This window comes from Limnohabitans sp. B9-3 (genome assembly GCF_002778325.1).
Taxonomy (GTDB): Bacteria; Pseudomonadota; Gammaproteobacteria; order Burkholderiales; family Burkholderiaceae_C; genus Limnohabitans; species Limnohabitans kasalickyi.
Window position 1 is genome coordinate 1 of sequence record NZ_NESI01000006.1, and the last position, 15470, is coordinate 15470.

The window sequence follows — 15470 nt, forward strand, 5'->3', positions numbered from 1 at the left end:
CTTCAGGTTTTTTGTAATCCGCCAACAGGCGGTCTATGAGTTCGTTGCTTACGGTCATTTCTCTTCCTTTGAAGATGAAGGCAGTTTCCTGCCATTAGACCGTTTACACAAAATCTAGGACACGCCCTAATTGAAGGTTTCAAGCAAGGTGATTTCCCAAAGCTGGAAGTCTGGCGTTCGGCGGTTGATAAGTCGCCACTGTGGCCCACTTTGCCCGGTGTCATCGCCATGGCTACAGATGACACAGTAGCGCCATTAGGCATGCCTGTTTTGACGTTATCCGACATAACGCGCATTGCTGATTTCGTTGTCGAACATGCTGCAGTGAACATTGCATCCTGCATTCACTGAACTAGTCTTAATGAACTGATCGGTGCCCAGTATTGGCCAGTAGCAGGCAACCTTAAAACTTGGCCGCTCCTGATCAGCACAAGCGAATACAAATCCCATCCCGCCATGCACCGCTTTGGCGCATGTTCCTTGGCGCGTGTCTTGCTTGACTCAGCACATGTCCATACACGCCGCACTCCACCACGTCACCCACTACAGCTACGACCGTTTGGTTGAACTCGGCCCACAAGTCATTCGCCTGCGTCCCGCACCTCACTGTCGCAGCAACGTAATTTCTTATTCACTCAAAGTGGAGCCTGCGCATTTCATCAACTGGCAGCAAGACCCGTTTGCCAATTACCAAGCGCGCTTGGTGTTCCACGAAAAGACCACCGAGTTCAAAGTCACGGTCGATTTGGTGGTCGAAATGGCGGTCTACAACCCTTTTGACTTCTTTTTAGAGCCCCACGCTGAAAAGTTCCCGTTCAACTACAGCAAAGCCTCGGCCACCGAGCTGGCGCCCTATTTGGTCAAGCAGGGCTTGAAGCACAAACTCAAGGCCTACGTTGCATCGCTGGACCTCAAGGCCCTCAAACGCGCGCCCATTCGCACCATCGACTTTCTGGTCAAGATCAACCAAAAGCTGCACAACGACATTGCTTACACCATCCGCATGGAGCCCGGCGTGCAAACGCCCGAACAAACGCTGACGTTACGCAGCGGTTCCTGCCGTGACAGCGCTTGGCTGCTGGTACAAATGCTGCGCCACTGCGGCTTGGCGGCGCGTTTTGTATCGGGCTACCTGATTCAACTCGCCCCCGATTTGAAGTCGCTTGACGGCCCCAGTGGCACCGAGGTGGACTTCACCGACTTGCACGCCTGGTGCGAGGTGTATTTGCCCGGCGCAGGCTGGGTGGGCTTAGACCCCACCTCGGGCTTGCTGGCCGGCGAAGGCCACATTCCATTGGCATGCACGCCGCAACCGTCGAGCGCCGCGCCGATTGAAGGCTTGGTGGACGAAGCCGAGGTCGAGTTTGGCCACGAAATGAAAGTCACTCGCGTGCTCGAATCACCCCGCGTGACCAAGCCCTACACCGAAGAACAGTGGACAGACGTGCTGGCCCTGGGCGACGAGGTGGACCGCCGCTTGGTGGAAGGCGACGTGCGCCTGACCATGGGCGGCGAGCCGACCTTCGTCGCAGTGAACGACCGCGATGCACCAGAATGGAACACCGATGCCCTCGGACCGACCAAACGCGGCTTTGCCACCGAATTGGTGCATAAACTGCGCGCCGAGTACGGCGACGGCGGTTTCTTGCATTTCGGCCAGGGCAAGTGGTACCCCGGCGAGCAACTGCCACGCTGGGCGCTGGGCATTTACTGGCGCACCGATGGCCACCCGTGCTGGCACAACCCCGAGTTGTTTGCCGACGAGCGCGTGCCCAGCCACTACACCTCGGAAGACGCAAAGCGCTTCACCGAAACCCTATCGCACAAACTCGGCGTGGGCGATCAGCACATCACGCCCGGCTATGAAGACACCTGGTACTTCTTGTGGCGCGAGCGTCGCTTGCCCGTCAACGTCGATCCGTTTGACGCCAAGCTCAGCGACGAGATGGAGCGCGTGCGTCTGCGCCGCGTGTTCAGCCAAGGCCTCGACAAAACTGTAGGTTACGTGCTGCCCCTCAAACCCAGCGAAGACGGCCAAGGCCCACGCTGGACCAGCGGCCCTTGGTTCTTGCGCGACGAGCGCATGTACCTCGTGCCCGGCGACTCGCCCATGGGTCTGCGATTGCCGCTCGACTCCCTGCCTTGGGTCAGTGAGGCCGATTACCCCTACGCCATCGAGCAAGACCACTTTGCCGAACGCCAAGCCCTGCCCCATTCAGCCGCGCTGAAAGCCCAGTACTCGCACCACGCCCGCCACACGCATTTCAACGCCCACGTTGCTGGGGGCGGCATGGCACAAGGTGGCACCGTGGGGCTGCAAACCGGCATGGGCAAAGACAAGTTTGTGCCTGGCACCCCGCATGCCGTGCCCGCCAAAGACCAATCGGCCCACTGGATCACCCGCACCGCCATTTGCGTGGAAGTGCGCGATCCTGCACGTTCGAACGGCCCCTCGGTCGAACTCAAAGCGATGGAGAACCCTCAAGGCGTGATCTACGTGTTCATGCCCCCGCTGGGCAAGCTCGAGGACTATCTGGAACTGCTCAGCGCCATCGAAGCCACCGCCGAAGAACTGGACGTACGCATCGTTTTGGAAGGCTACCCACCGCCACGTGATGTACGCCTGAAAGTGCTGCAAGTCACGCCCGACCCCGGCGTGATTGAAGTCAACATTCACCCCGCGCACAACTGGCCAGAAATCGTCGCAAACACCGAGTTTTTGTACCAAACCGCGTTTGAGTCGCGCCTGTCCGCCGAGAAGTTCATGACCGACGGCCGCCACACCGGCACCGGCGGGGGCAACCATGTGGTGATGGGCGGGGCCACACCGTCCGACAGCCCGTTCTTGCGCAAGCCTGAATTGCTGGCCTCGCTGATCTTGTATTGGCACAACCACCCATCGCTGAGCTACTTGTTCAGCGGCATGTTCATCGGCCCCACCAGCCAAGCGCCGCGTGTGGACGAAGCGCGCAACGACCAAATCTATGAACTCGAAATCGCGTTGGCCGAAATCAATCGCAACCGCGAGAAGTTTGGCGCAGACATGCCCCCATGGATCGTGGACCGCACCTTGCGCAACCTGTTGATTGACGTCACCGGCAACACGCACCGCAGCGAGTTTTGCATTGACAAGCTGTACTCGCCCGATTCGTCCACCGGACGTTTGGGCTTGCTTGAGCTGCGTGCGTTCGAGATGCCGCCGCACGCCCGCATGAGCGTGGTGCAGCAGCTGTTGCTGCGTGCTTTGGTGGCCCGTTTCTGGGAGAAGCCTTACCAAGCCCCTGCCACGCGCTGGGGCACCGAGCTGCACGACCGCTTCTTGCTGCCGCACTTCGTCAAGGCCGACTTTGACGATGTGCTGACTGAGCTGGGCGACTGTGGTTTTCAGTTCGACCCCGAGTGGTTCGCGCCGCATTTTGAGTTCCGTTTCCCACGCGTGGGCGACTTGCAAACGCTGGGCATCAACCTCACGCTGCGCAACGCGCTGGAGCCGTGGCACGTCATGGGCGAAGAAGGCTCAAGCGGCGGCACTGTGCGCTACGTGGATTCGTCGCTGGAGCGCATCGAAGTACATGTGGCGGGACTCAACCCCAGCCGCCACACCATCACCGTCAACGGCCGCCCCTTGCCGCTGCAACCCACGGGTACCGTGGGCGAGTACGTGGCGGGTGTGCGCTACCGCGCTTGGGCACCGTCGTCGGCCCTGCATCCCACCATTGGCGTGCATGTGCCGCTCACGTTTGACGTGGTCGACACCTGGATGAAGCGCTCGGTTGGGGGTTGTCAGTACCACGTCGCCCACCCCGGTGGCCGCAACTACGACAGCTTCCCCGTCAACGCTTACGAGGCGGAAAGCCGTCGATTGGCGCGCTTCTTCCCACTGGGCCACACACCGGGCAAGTTGGATGTGCCGCAAGCCACGGTGGGTGTGCCCGCCAGCAAAGAGTTCCCGTTCACCTTGGACTTGCGACGCGCGTGAGCACCGCACATTGCGACCACGCGCCAGTGAGACAATGCCCCCACTGTGCCCACGCCTGACCCAACCCCCGCGGATGTCCCCTCTTCACCACGTTTGGTCGACGTGCTGAAGGGATTGGCGCACCCAGCCGCAGCGGGGCACTTCGATGAGTTGCAAGGCGCCTGCTCACCCTCACCCACCTTGCCCACTGGGCACGCCAAAGCGCCAGATGCCGAGGCCGCCACCCAAAGCCTTGCCGCCCCTTGGCAAACCTTTTTCGACCAGTTGGGCACTCTGGGTCTAGACGACCTCGACCGTCGCACCCACACCTTGGCCCGCCAAGTGCGCGACAACGGCATCACCTACAACGTGTACGCCAGTCAAGGGGGCCCGCAACGGCCATGGGCGCTAGACCTGTTCCCACTGATCATCACGCCCGAGAGTTGGCAGCAAATTGAAGTGGGCGTGCAACAACGCGCACGATTGCTCGAACGTGTGATGGCCGATGTCTATGGCCCACAGCAACTGCTGCGCGAAGCCCTGATTCCGCCCGCCTTGGTGCAAGGCCACCCCGGCTACTTGCGCGCCATGCGCGGCGTGACACCCGTGGGCGACACGCATTTGCACATTGCCGCGTTTGACTTGGCGCGTGGCCCCGATGGCCAATGGGCCGTGGTGTCGCAGCGCACGCAAGCGCCTTCGGGTTTGGGCTACTTGCTGGAAAACCGGCTGCTGATTTCGCGCCAATTCCCGCAAGCGTTTGAGGCCATGCACATCCAACGCTTGGCCGCGACCTACAGGGTTTGGGTGGAATCGCTCAAAGCGCACAGCCCTGCGGGCGTGAACGCCCATGTGGCCTTGCTCACGCCAGGCCCCTACAACGAAACCTATTTCGAGCACGCCTACCTCGCCCGCTATTTGGGTTTGAGCTTGGTCGAAGGCAGCGACCTCACCGTGCGTGACGAACGCTTGTACCTGCGCACCCTGCGCGGCTTAGAGCCCGTACATGTGCTGCTCAAGCGCTTGGACGACGAGTTTTTAGACCCACTGGAATTGCGCGCCGACTCCACCTTGGGCATCCCCGGTTTGCTGCAAGCCGTGCGGGCCGGCAACGTGGTGGTGGCCAATGCGCCGGGTTCGGCGTTTTTGGAGTCACCCGCCTTGCTAGGCTTCTTGCCCGCATTGAGCGAAAAGCTGCTGGGCGAAACCCTGAAATTGCCCGCGCTCGACACTTGGTGGTGCGGCGAGCGTGCCGCGTTGGCCTCGGTCTTGCCCCAGCTCGACAAAATGGCCATCAAGCCCACTTACCCCGGCATGGCCAGTCATGGCAGTTTTGATGCCGCCTTGGGCCGCACGCTGAGTCAAGCGCAACGCGACGAATGGGTGGGCCGCATCACCCGCCAGCCCGACCGCCACACGCTGCAAGCCTACGTGCCGCTGTCGCAAATGCCCACTTGGAAAGATGCACAAACCGGTGTGGTGCAGCGCTCGGTCATGCTGCGCGTCTTTGCCTTGCGAGACGGTGCCAACTCATGGCGGGTGCTGCCCGGTGGCTTGGCACGCATTGCCGCCCCCAACGCGCAAATTGCCTCCATGCAGCGCGGCGGCAGCAGCGCCGATGTGTGGGTGCAAACCGATGCCGATGTCGACCGAACCACCTTGCTTAACAAGAGCGCAACAGCCTCAACTTTCACGCATCGCCAACGCATGGTCACCAGCCGCGCCGCTGAAAACCTGTATTGGCTAGGCCGCTACACCGAGCGCAGCGAAAACATGGTTCGCTTGGTGCGACTGTGCCTCGAAGCCCTCAACAGCGAAGACCCCGCCTCGCCCAGCCTCTGGTCATGGCTGCAACAACTCAGCCGACGCCAAGGCCTCATTCCGGCGGGCGTTCCCTCGGCGCAAGGCTCGACCGCTGAGGACGCAGCCAATGCATCCACCCCTAGCATGGGCGCACGCCGACGCGTGTTTGAGCGCACCCTCATCGCTTGCCTCGACGACGACACGCATGCCACCAGCGTGGGCTACAACCTGCGCGCCTTGCAACAAGCCGCAGCGTCGCTGCGCGAACGTCTGTCGCCCGAACACTGGAACGCCATCGTGCATGGGGTCGAGCAGTTCAGCACCGACTCCGCGCACATCGTGAAGCAACCCGAGTTCTCGACCATCCAAGCATTGCAAGCCTTAGACGCTGCCAGCTCCGCCTTGGCTGCCATCACAGGCGCACAAACCGACCGCATGACGCGCGACGACGGCTGGCAACTGCTGAGCATTGGCCGCCATGTAGAACGCCTGGGCTTTTTATCTGCCGCGCTCGACTTGGCGGTGGAAGTGGGGGCATTTGAGTCGCCACACCACGACGCTGCGCTTCACATGAGTACGGAAAACAGCTCGCACTTCACCGCCTTGTTGAGCTTGTTTGACAGCACCATCACCTTCCAAGCGCAGTACCAACAAAGCCGCGAACTGGCCCCGTTGATTGAACTGTTGGTGCGAGACAACGACAACCCGCGCTCTTTGGCATGGGTCACGCGCAGCCTGCGTTCGCGCTTGTCCAAGCTCGCGGCCACGCCCATGGGCGAGCCCGATGCGCTGGCCCGCTTGGTGCCCAACTTGCAATCCAACAACGTGAACGATCTTCAATTGCCGAATTCGTTGGCGTATTTGTGCGAGGCAGATGCGCACGGTCACCACCCGCATTTACGCGCCACGCTGACCGAATGCATGCAAGCGGCGTGGCAAGTGTCAGACGCCATCTCGGCCCGCTACTTCAGCCACACACAAGACGGCGACAGCGTCGGCGCTTGAGCCCCAAGGCTTCTTTCACATGCTGCTGCACATCACCCACACCACCCGCTACCACTACGCACCGCAGGTGGAGACTGCGCAGCACATGGCGCATTTGCTGCCACGCAGCCTGCCCTCGCAAACCGTGCGTGCAACAGAGTTGGTCATCTCGCCCAGCCCGCACGCGCGCAGCGACAGCGTGGATGCATTTGGCAATGTGCGCACATTTTTCTCGCTGCCCCAGCCGCATGAGGTGATGCTGATTGAAGCGCGCAGCACGGTGGACACGCACTTCATGGACTACCCACCTGAAAACGCCCAACTCACCCCCGCATGGGAAAACGTGCGCCACCATTTCTTGTACCACTCCGGTTCCGCGTGGGATGCCGCGACGGAGTATGTGTTCGCTTCCACCTACGTCGAGCCCCACCCTGACTTTGCTGACTACGCCCGTTCCAGCTTTATGCCCGCCCGCCCCGTGCTGTTGGCGGCGGTGGACCTGATGTCGCGCATTCACCAAGATTTCACCTACGCCAGTGCCAGCACCGACATCAACACGCCCGCCTTGGAAGCCTTGGAGCGCCGAGAAGGTGTGTGCCAAGACTTCGCCCACATTCTGCTGAGTTGCCTACGCACCCAAGGTTTGGCGGCGCGTTATGTCAGCGGCTATTTGCTGACCGAAGTGCCTGAAGGCCAAACCCGTTTGATTGGCAGCGATGCCTCGCATGCGTGGGTGTCGGTCTATGTGCCCGACGCTTTGCCCGACGGCCACGAGGGGCACAAGCTGGGCCTGCTCGCCACTCAAGGCCAATGGTTTGACCTCGACCCCACCAACAACCGCTGGGGCTTGAACTCACCCGGCATCGACTACGTCACCTTGGCTCTAGGCCGCGACTACGCCGATGTGTCGCCGGTGCGCGGCGTGATTCACGGCGGTGCCAGCCACACGCTGGATGTTGGGGTCACGGTTCAACCGGCGACGGAGTTGGCCGCGAAATTAGCGACGGCGATGGGCGGGCAAAAGCAAACGCAAACGCAAACGCAGTCGCAGTCCCAGTACCAGTCGCAATCTCAAAATCAGAGTTCCAAGCTCTGAACGGTTTTGTGCGCTGCTTGAGTGCCATCAAGCGCTCATAAAATTGCGGCATTCAAAACAAGGAACCTTCCATGAGCGTGTACGACCAACTCCAAGCCCTGAACATCACTCTTCCGCCCGTGGCGATCCCCGCCGCAGCCTACGTGCCGTTTGTACAAACCGGCAACTTGGTGTTTTTAAGCGGCCACATTGCCAAGCAAGATGGCAAGCCTTGGGTGGGCCAGTTAGGCAAAACCATGCAAACGGCAGAGGCCACTCAGGCGGCACGCGCCGTGGCCATCGACTTGTTGGGCACCTTGCACGCGGCCGTGGGCGACTTGAACAAGGTCAAGCGCATCGTGAAAGTGATGAGCTTGGTCAACTCCAGCACCGACTTCACCGAGCACCACTTGGTGACCAACGGCTGCAGCGAGTTGATTGGCCAAGTGTTTGGCGACAAAGGCGCGCATGCACGCAGCGCATTTGGTGTTGCGCAGTTACCACTCGGTGCTTGTGTGGAAATCGAGCTGATCGCTGAACTGGGTTAATCAGCTCACTCGTCAAAGTCCCACATCTGGTGCAGGTCTAAGCGAATCAAGGCCTGCAACTCGACAGCCTCTAACTGCATACGCTGCGCTGCATGGAGGTTGTCGCTGGCCAAGCGGTCCATCATCAGCACGTCCGACAAAGTGCCCTCGCCCAAGGCATAGCCTTTGCGCGCTTTGTCTGCGGCTTGCGCTTGGCGGACAGCTGCCGATTTCAACAACTCGGCGGCGTTGCGCTTGTGCAGCAATTGCTGCCACATGCCGTCAAACGTGGCGCCCAGTTGTTGCTCCGTCCAACGCACTTGATCTTCAGCAGCTTGTGCATCGGCAGCAGCGGCCACGGCGTTGAGCGAACGTGCCTCGCCAGACAAAGGCATGGACAGCATGACGCCCGTCACTTGCTCAGAGCCCGCCCGCTCGCGTGCGGTGAACAGGCCCACCGTCGGATCGGGCAAGCGGTCACGCGAGGCCCGTTGCGCAAACAAGCGCAAACGCTGCGCATCGACGCGCAACATGTTGAGCTCGTGATTTTTCTCTAAAAACTCTTGGCGCTTGTCGGCCATGGCCACGTTGGCACCTTCGGGCCAAGCAGGCAATGCGGCAGGGTTGATCACAGCTCTGGAGGGGGTGCCCGTGGTTGCAGCGCGTGATTTATCGCCCAACTTATCGTCCGCTTCGGCACTCAAACTATTCATGTCCGAGCGAGGCAGTTCGATGGTCGGGTAGCGCCTAGACAGTGCAGAAGCTGTCGTAGCCAATTGCGCCTGCGCCACGGCGCGTGAGGCGCTGATGCGGTCTAGCTCGGCTTGGGCTAACTCGGCGTCCATCTTGGAAATTTCACCTTGCTTGAGTTGGCTTTGTGTGAGGCGCTGCATCTGCGCGGCCAAGGCGAAGGTGGTTTGTGCATTCTTCACATCAGCTTGCGCGCGCAAGTGTTCAAACCAAAGCTTGAGCAACTCGCGGCTGCCTTCGTGCACAGCATCGGCATAGGCAATTTCAGCCAAAGCCTGGGTTTGCGCGGCCAAATCAGCGTCCATGCCGCGCTTGCCCCAAGCGCGTATCGGTCGCTCCAAACTGAGCATGGACTCTTGCACACTCACGCCCGGCCCCACCTCACGGCGACGTTGCGCGGTGGCTCGCACCGTGAACTCAGCTGTACCCACCGCAATGCCTCTCGCCCGTGCAGTTAGCGCATCGCGACGCGCGCGCGCGCCTTCGATCAAAGGGCTTGCCAGCAACGCATCTTTCACCGCAGCTTCCATAGGCAAGTAAGACTGCAATACGGCATCGGCAGAAAGAGCGACCTGAGCTTGTGCTTGTGCTTGTGCTTGTGCTTGTGCTTGTGCTTGTGCCAAGCACATGCCAAGCGTCAGCAACACGCCCAACGCAGGGCGTGGCAAAGTGCGATTTTTTGCAAGATGTGTCAACGTCAACTTCATGACTTTCTCCAAGGCAACACGCGCGCCAAGCGCGACCAAGGCACAGATGCCACACCCCCAAAACGCTCAAACAATTTGGGCAACAACAACAAGGTCAGCAAGGTGGAGCTGAGCAAACCACCGGTCACCACAATCGCCAAGGGCCGTTGAATTTCAGAGCCCGGTCCGGTTGCAAACAGCAGCGGGATCATGCCTAAAGCAGTGATCACCGCCGTCATCAGTACAGGGCGCAAACGGCGCTCAGTGCCCAGGCGCACCACCACGTCCATGGCTTCGCCGTCGAGCAACCGCTCGTTGAAATGCGTCACCATCACCACGCCGTTGAGCACGGCAATACCCAGCAAGGCGATGAAGCCCACCGACGCCGGCACCGACAAATATTCGCCCGACACGGCCAGCGCCACCACACCGCCCACCAAAGCAAACGGGATGTTCAAGAAGATGATGCCCGCCTGAATGGCCGAGCCAAAGGTGAACACCAAGATGGTGAAGATCAGCACCATGGCCGCCGGAATGACCAGCCCCAAACGCGCAGCGGCACGTTGCTGGTTTTCAAACTGACCGCCCCAGACTACGCGCAATTCGGCGGGCAATTTCAAAGCCGCCACGGCCGCTTGCGCGTCTTGCACAAAGCCCGCCAAGTCGCGGCCATCGACCGACACTTGAATGCTGGTAAAGCGCGCGCTTTGCTCGTGGTTGACGCGAATGGGGCCATCGACCATGCGAATGTCCGCCAAGGCACTGGCAGCCCAGACACGGCCATCGGGCGCTGCCAACGGCAAGTTTTTGAACGCTTCCGCGCTTTGACGCGTGGCCTCGTTGCCTTTAAGCATGAGCGGCGTGCGCACCCCGTTTTGCAACACGTAGCCCAAAGCTTCGCCTTCGACTTGGTTTTTAAACGCCTGCTGCAAACCCTCCACGCTAAAGCCCGCTTGGCCGATCGCCGTGCGGTTCAACGCCACCGTTAAATATTGCAAACCTTCCGCCTTGGGTGCGATCACTTCGGCCGCGCCGGGCACTTGGCGCACGGCATCGGCAATTTGATGGGCAGCGGTGTTGATGGCAGTGAGGTCGGCACCAAAAATCTTGATGGCCACATCGCCGCGCGTGCCGGTGAGCATTTCAGAAACGCGCATTTCAATTGGCTGGGTGAAACCGTAGACCAGGCCAGGAAAACCATCCAGCACCGTGCGCAGGCTGTTGATGATGTCGTCTTTACTACCGCGCCACTCAGATTTAGGTTTGAGCACCAAGAAGGTGTCGGTCTCGTTGAGCCCCATCGGGTCCAGCCCCAACTCGTCTGAGCCCACGCGCGCCACGATGGACTTGACCTCGGGCACCGCTTGCAAAATGGCTTGCTGCACACGGGTGTCGATCTCTAACGACGCATCGAGCGAGATGGACGGCGTTTTCTCCAGCTGCACCAAGATGTCGCCCTCGTCCAGCGTGGGCATGAAGGTCTTGCCGATCTGGGTGTACAGCCCCGCCGCAACCACCAACGACAGCAGCGACACGCCATACAGCCACTTGGGCGAGCCCCACACGCGCTCACGCAAGCGCAGGTAGCCCGCGTGAATTTTTTGCATCAACCAGGGTTCGTGACCGCCCTCTTCTTTCAGCAGCATCGAGGCCAACGCTGGAATCACGGTGAACGCCAACAACAGCGACGAGCCCAGCGCCATGATGATGGTGATCGCCACCGGCGCAAACAACTTGCCCTCTAAACCTTCTAGGCTGAGCAAAGGCAAAAACACCACCGCAATGATGAGCACGCCCGCCACCACGGGCTTCACCACTTGACGCACCGCTGCCAGCAATATTTCAGTCTTTGACAAACCGTGGCCGGGCTGGTGCGCGGCAAATGCGGTTTCGATGTTTTCAACCACCACCACGGAGGCATCGACCAACATGCCCAGTGCAATCGCCAAGCCGCCCAAGCTCATCAAATTGGCGGTCAACCCAAAACTGCGCATAAGCACGAAGGTGGCCAACAGCGAAAGCGGCAAAGCCACCGCCACGACCAAGGCTGCACGCATGCCGCCCAAAAACACATACAAGGTGATGCACACCAACACGGCGGCTTCGATAAGGGCGTTGATCACCGTGTCGGAGGCACGGGTGACCAACTCGCCTCGGTTGTAAAAGGTTTTGACCGTCATGCCCTTGGGCAAACGTGGCTGCATCTCTTGCAACTTGGCGTCGACCTCTTCCACCAACTGACGGGCGTTCACGCCACGCATGCCGAGCACCAATCCCTCCACGGCTTCGCCGAGGCCGTCTTGAGTCACGGCGCCGTAGCGCGTGAGTGCGCCCAGCTTGACAGTGGCCACATCGTCGAGCTGAACGGTGCTGTGGCTGGCGGTGGTCAGGCGCAGCGTGCGCAAATCGTCCAGTGTTTGAATGGCGCCTTGCACGCGCACCACCAAGGCTTCGTCGCCTGCTGTGAGGCGGCCTGCGCCATCGTTGCTGTTGTTGGCCAGCAGCGCTTGACGCAAGTCGCCCATGCCAATGCCCAGAGCCGCCAATTTGGCGTTGTGAGGCACCACCTCAAAGGTTTGTACCTCACCGCCCAAAGCGTTGATGTCGGCCACGCCGGGGATGGTGCGCAACTCTGGGCGAATGACCCAATCGAGCACACGGCGCTTCTCGGCCAAGCTGAAGCCTTCGCCTTCTAAGGTGAACATGAACACCTCGCTCAGCGGCGTGGTGATGGGGGCCAAACCGCCGCTCACGCTGGCAGGCAGGTCGCGCAACATGCCATTCAAACGTTCGGAGACTTGTTGGCGCGCCCAGTAAATGTCCACGCCTTCGTCAAAGTCAATGGTGATGTCGGCGATGCCGTATTTCGAAATCGAACGCACGATGCGTTTGTTGGGAATGCTCAGCAGCTCTTGCTCAATAGGCTTGACCACGCGCTGCTCCACCTCTTCGGGGGTCATGCCGGGTATTTTGAGAATCACCTTCGCCTGCGTGGGCGAAATATCGGGAAAGGCATCAATGGGCAAATTCAGCCACGCGTGAATGCCCGCCACGAACAGCAAGCCCGCACACGCCAGCGTGAGACTGCGAAAACGCAGACTCCAACGGATGAGGGTTTCAAACATCACTCGTCCTTTTGCAACAAGGCGCGCAACGAGGCGATGCCCGTGGTGGCCACTTGCGTGCCTGCAGGCCAAGCCGCCTCAACCAGCGACACATCGTCGGTGGCTGAAATCACGTTCACAGCTTGCGCGTCAAACCCTTGTGGGTGGACCACAAAGAGCCACGGTTTGCCGCGCCACTGCGTGATGGCGCGCGAGGGTACCAACCATTGCGATTGCCCCGCCGTCAAAGGCTTGGATTTCGCGTGCACAGTGACCGCGACAAACTCGCCCACTTGCAAATTGCCGCGTTGCGTGACCACGGCGCGTGCGCGGGCCGATTGCGAAGCGTCCACCGCACGGCTGACGGCCAAAATTTTGGCTTTGGCGTCGCGTGTCGCTATGCTGACCTCGTCCCCCGCTTGCAGCTGCGCGGCTTTGTCGTTGGAGAGTTGCAACTCCAACTGAAGCTGACTCGTATCGGCCAATTTAAACAACACCGCGCCAGCTTCGACGCGCTGGCCGACCGCTGCAAAGGCCTCCAACACCACACCCGACAAAGGCGCATTCATGACCCCCGTGGCGTAACCGCCTGAGGCACCGTCAAAGCGCAGGCCCGACACAGCCAACTCGGCCTCACGCGATTTCAAAAGCGACAAGGCCGCCTCTTGTTTAGCGCGGCTCAGTTGCAAACGCACGGCAGGAATGATGCCTTCGTCCAACATGGCTTGGTCACGCTGCGCTGCGGCGCTGGCGGTTTTGTAGTCGATGCTGGCTTCGTTCAGGAGCCGACGCGCATCACCCAACATGGGGCTGGTGAACTGAGCCAGGGGCGCGCCGCTTTTCACCGCATCGCCCACACCGACCATCAAACGCGAGATTTGCCCGGCATAGGGAGCCGACACGGTGAAGGCTTTGCCAGGCGGTGTGACCACCGTGGCGCTGACCAACACTTGGCCTTTGCCAGAGGCTTGCACCGGTGCTACTTGTACCCCCAACGCCGCTTGCTGCTTGGCGTCCAACAAGAGACGCGTAGGCGGCAAAGACTTCTCGGCGGGTGCTGAACTTGGGACTTGCGCATGCACCATGGCACCCAAGACGCACAGCGACAACAGTGTTAATTTCAAAGGGTGGAGCATCACGTATTCGCCTCTACATGTTCAAATTTCAAAACACTGCACGCACCCCAACAACTGCGCGCAGACCGTCAATCACATGAAATGCAAAGGTGGCGCATGGGCCATGCGAGCCAAGGTTTGCTTTGGCACATACCCATTCTAAGTCTGCGTGTGACAGGGCGATGAAGTAGTATGGCTTGCCGCCTTGACTGATTTATGACTTCAATTCCCCTCTCCGCCTTCCTCAGTGTTTGCGTGGCGTTTGGCATCGGTCTTTTGATCGGCGCGGAACGCGAGCGTCGTAAAGGGGACGGCCCCAACCGCCGTGCAGCGGGCATCCGCACCTTCACCGTCAGCAGCGTGCTAGGGGCCGTGGCCATGCTGCTGGGTGACACCACGTTGCTGTGGCTCACCACCGCGTTCATTGGCAGCTTGATGCTGGTGGCTTATCTCAGAACACACACCGATGACCCAGGTGTGACCACAGAAATCACGCTGGTGATGTGTTGCCTCTTGGGTGGTCTAACCGTCACCGAACCGGCGATGGCAGCAGGCATCGCTGCTGGCATTGCCTTGCTGCTGGCCAATAAGCAGCAGTTGCACCGCTGGGTGGGCAGCTGGCTGAGCGAGCAAGAGCTCCACGATGTGCTGGTATTTTCTGCCGTCGCCTTGATCGCACTCCCTTTGGCGCCGAACAGATTCATGGGACCATTCGATGCCCTCAACCCACACGCACTCACGATGTTGGTGGTGTTGATCATGGCCATTCATGGCTTGGGTTATGTGGCCCTGCGTGCCTTAGGGCCCACGCGAGGTTTGCCTTTGGTCGGTTTTGTAGGGGGATTTGTGTCCAGCACAGCCACCATCTATGCCATGGGCTTGCGCAGCCGCGAACACACAGCCTCAATGCACACGGCACTAGCAGGCGCCACACTTTCGAATGTGGCAACCGTCATTCAACTGGCTGTTTGGACCCTTTTGATTGCGCCAAAAGTGATGCCTCACTTGGCTTGGCCCTTGGTTCTGAGCGCGGTGGTCTCCGTCGCTTATGGGGGAGCGTTTTATGCGCTGTCTAAAGAAAGCGAGGGGAATGGAAATGCACCGGTAAAACAAGGCAGAGCGTTTGATTTGAAATCAGCCGTGGCGTTCACCGGTTTGCTGACAGGCATCTTGTTGGTGTCAGCGGCTTTGCATGCATGGCTTGGATCGGATACTTTGTGGCCCACGGCTGCAGTAACGGGCTTGGCCGATGCACACGCTGGCGCACTTACCGCGTTATCTCTGGTGGCCAATCACAAAATCACGGAGGAGCAAGCTGTTTGGCCGATATTGATCAGCCTGTCAGCCAACGCTGTATCGAAGGCGTTGGTGGCTTTTCAAAGCGGGGGGTTGCCCTACGCGGCTCGGGTGGTGCCGGGGTTGCTGTGCTTGATTGGCGCAGCTTGGGCGGGAGTTGGGCTGGCTTAGA

Annotated in this window: 9 protein-coding genes; 6 read left to right on the top strand and 3 right to left on the bottom strand. The window is 60.2% G+C overall.

Going from position 1 to position 15470, the window contains the following annotated elements; genetic code table 11:
• Positions 1–129 precede the first annotated feature (129 nt).
• The 5 genes from B9Z42_RS16505 (at position 130) to B9Z42_RS10300 (ending at position 8368) form a co-directional block, all read left to right on the top strand.
• Positions 130–351, top strand: coding sequence for a hypothetical protein (locus B9Z42_RS16505; RefSeq protein WP_369806869.1), 222 nt, complete (start codon positions 130–132; stop codon positions 349–351).
• A gap of 157 nt (positions 352–508) precedes the next feature.
• Positions 509–3979, top strand: coding sequence for a DUF2126 domain-containing protein (locus B9Z42_RS10285; RefSeq protein WP_100133299.1), 3471 nt, complete (start codon positions 509–511; stop codon positions 3977–3979).
• Between the two features lie 45 nt (positions 3980–4024).
• Entirely contained in the window at positions 4025–6766 is a 2742-nt protein-coding gene (locus B9Z42_RS10290; protein WP_100133300.1) for a circularly permuted type 2 ATP-grasp protein, read from the top strand.
• Between the two features lie 19 nt (positions 6767–6785).
• Entirely contained in the window at positions 6786–7841 is a 1056-nt protein-coding gene (locus B9Z42_RS10295; RefSeq protein ID WP_100133301.1) for a transglutaminase family protein, read from the top strand.
• A 71-nt stretch (positions 7842–7912) separates the two neighbouring features.
• Positions 7913–8368, top strand: coding sequence for a RidA family protein (locus B9Z42_RS10300; protein ID WP_100133302.1), 456 nt, complete (start codon positions 7913–7915; stop codon positions 8366–8368).
• A gap of 5 nt (positions 8369–8373) precedes the next feature.
• Here the strand turns inward: B9Z42_RS10300 and B9Z42_RS10305 are convergent, their stop codons facing one another.
• From B9Z42_RS10305 to B9Z42_RS10315, 3 genes are read right to left on the bottom strand one after another with little or no spacing between them, the layout of a single operon-like run.
• Positions 8374–9804 (bottom strand): TolC family protein, encoded by a 1431-nt coding sequence (locus B9Z42_RS10305; RefSeq protein ID WP_143474074.1) that lies wholly within the window; start codon positions 9802–9804, stop codon positions 8374–8376.
• Positions 9801–12908, bottom strand: coding sequence for an efflux RND transporter permease subunit (locus tag B9Z42_RS10310; protein ID WP_100133304.1), 3108 nt, complete (start codon positions 12906–12908; stop codon positions 9801–9803). Before B9Z42_RS10310 ends, B9Z42_RS10305 begins: the two co-directional genes overlap by 4 nt.
• On the bottom strand, positions 12908–14011 hold the full coding sequence (locus tag B9Z42_RS10315; protein ID WP_233203602.1) for an efflux RND transporter periplasmic adaptor subunit: 1104 nt from the start codon (positions 14009–14011) through the stop codon (positions 12908–12910). The genes B9Z42_RS10310 and B9Z42_RS10315 overlap by 1 nt, the downstream gene beginning before the upstream one ends.
• 207 nt (positions 14012–14218) lie before the next feature.
• On the opposite strand from B9Z42_RS10315, the gene B9Z42_RS10320 reads away from it, so the two are divergent.
• Positions 14219–15469 (top strand): MgtC/SapB family protein, encoded by a 1251-nt coding sequence (locus B9Z42_RS10320; protein ID WP_100133306.1) that lies wholly within the window; start codon positions 14219–14221, stop codon positions 15467–15469.
• Position 15470: the final 1 nt, after the last annotated feature.

Bases quoted from the DNA above. Each gene is read 5' to 3' on its own strand.
- B9Z42_RS10285 (WP_100133299.1), top strand. From the start codon at position 509: ATGTCCATACACGCCGCACTCCACCACGTCACCCACTACAGCTACGAC.
- B9Z42_RS10295 (WP_100133301.1), top strand. From the start codon at position 6,786: ATGCTGCTGCACATCACCCACACCACCCGCTACCACTACGCACCGCAG.
- B9Z42_RS10300 (WP_100133302.1), top strand. From the start codon at position 7,913: ATGAGCGTGTACGACCAACTCCAAGCCCTGAACATCACTCTTCCGCCC.
- B9Z42_RS10305 (WP_143474074.1), bottom strand. From the start codon at position 9,804: ATGAAGTTGACGTTGACACATCTTGCAAAAAATCGCACTTTGCCACGC.
- B9Z42_RS10310 (WP_100133304.1), bottom strand. From the start codon at position 12,908: ATGTTTGAAACCCTCATCCGTTGGAGTCTGCGTTTTCGCAGTCTCACG.
- B9Z42_RS10320 (WP_100133306.1), top strand. From the start codon at position 14,219: ATGACTTCAATTCCCCTCTCCGCCTTCCTCAGTGTTTGCGTGGCGTTT.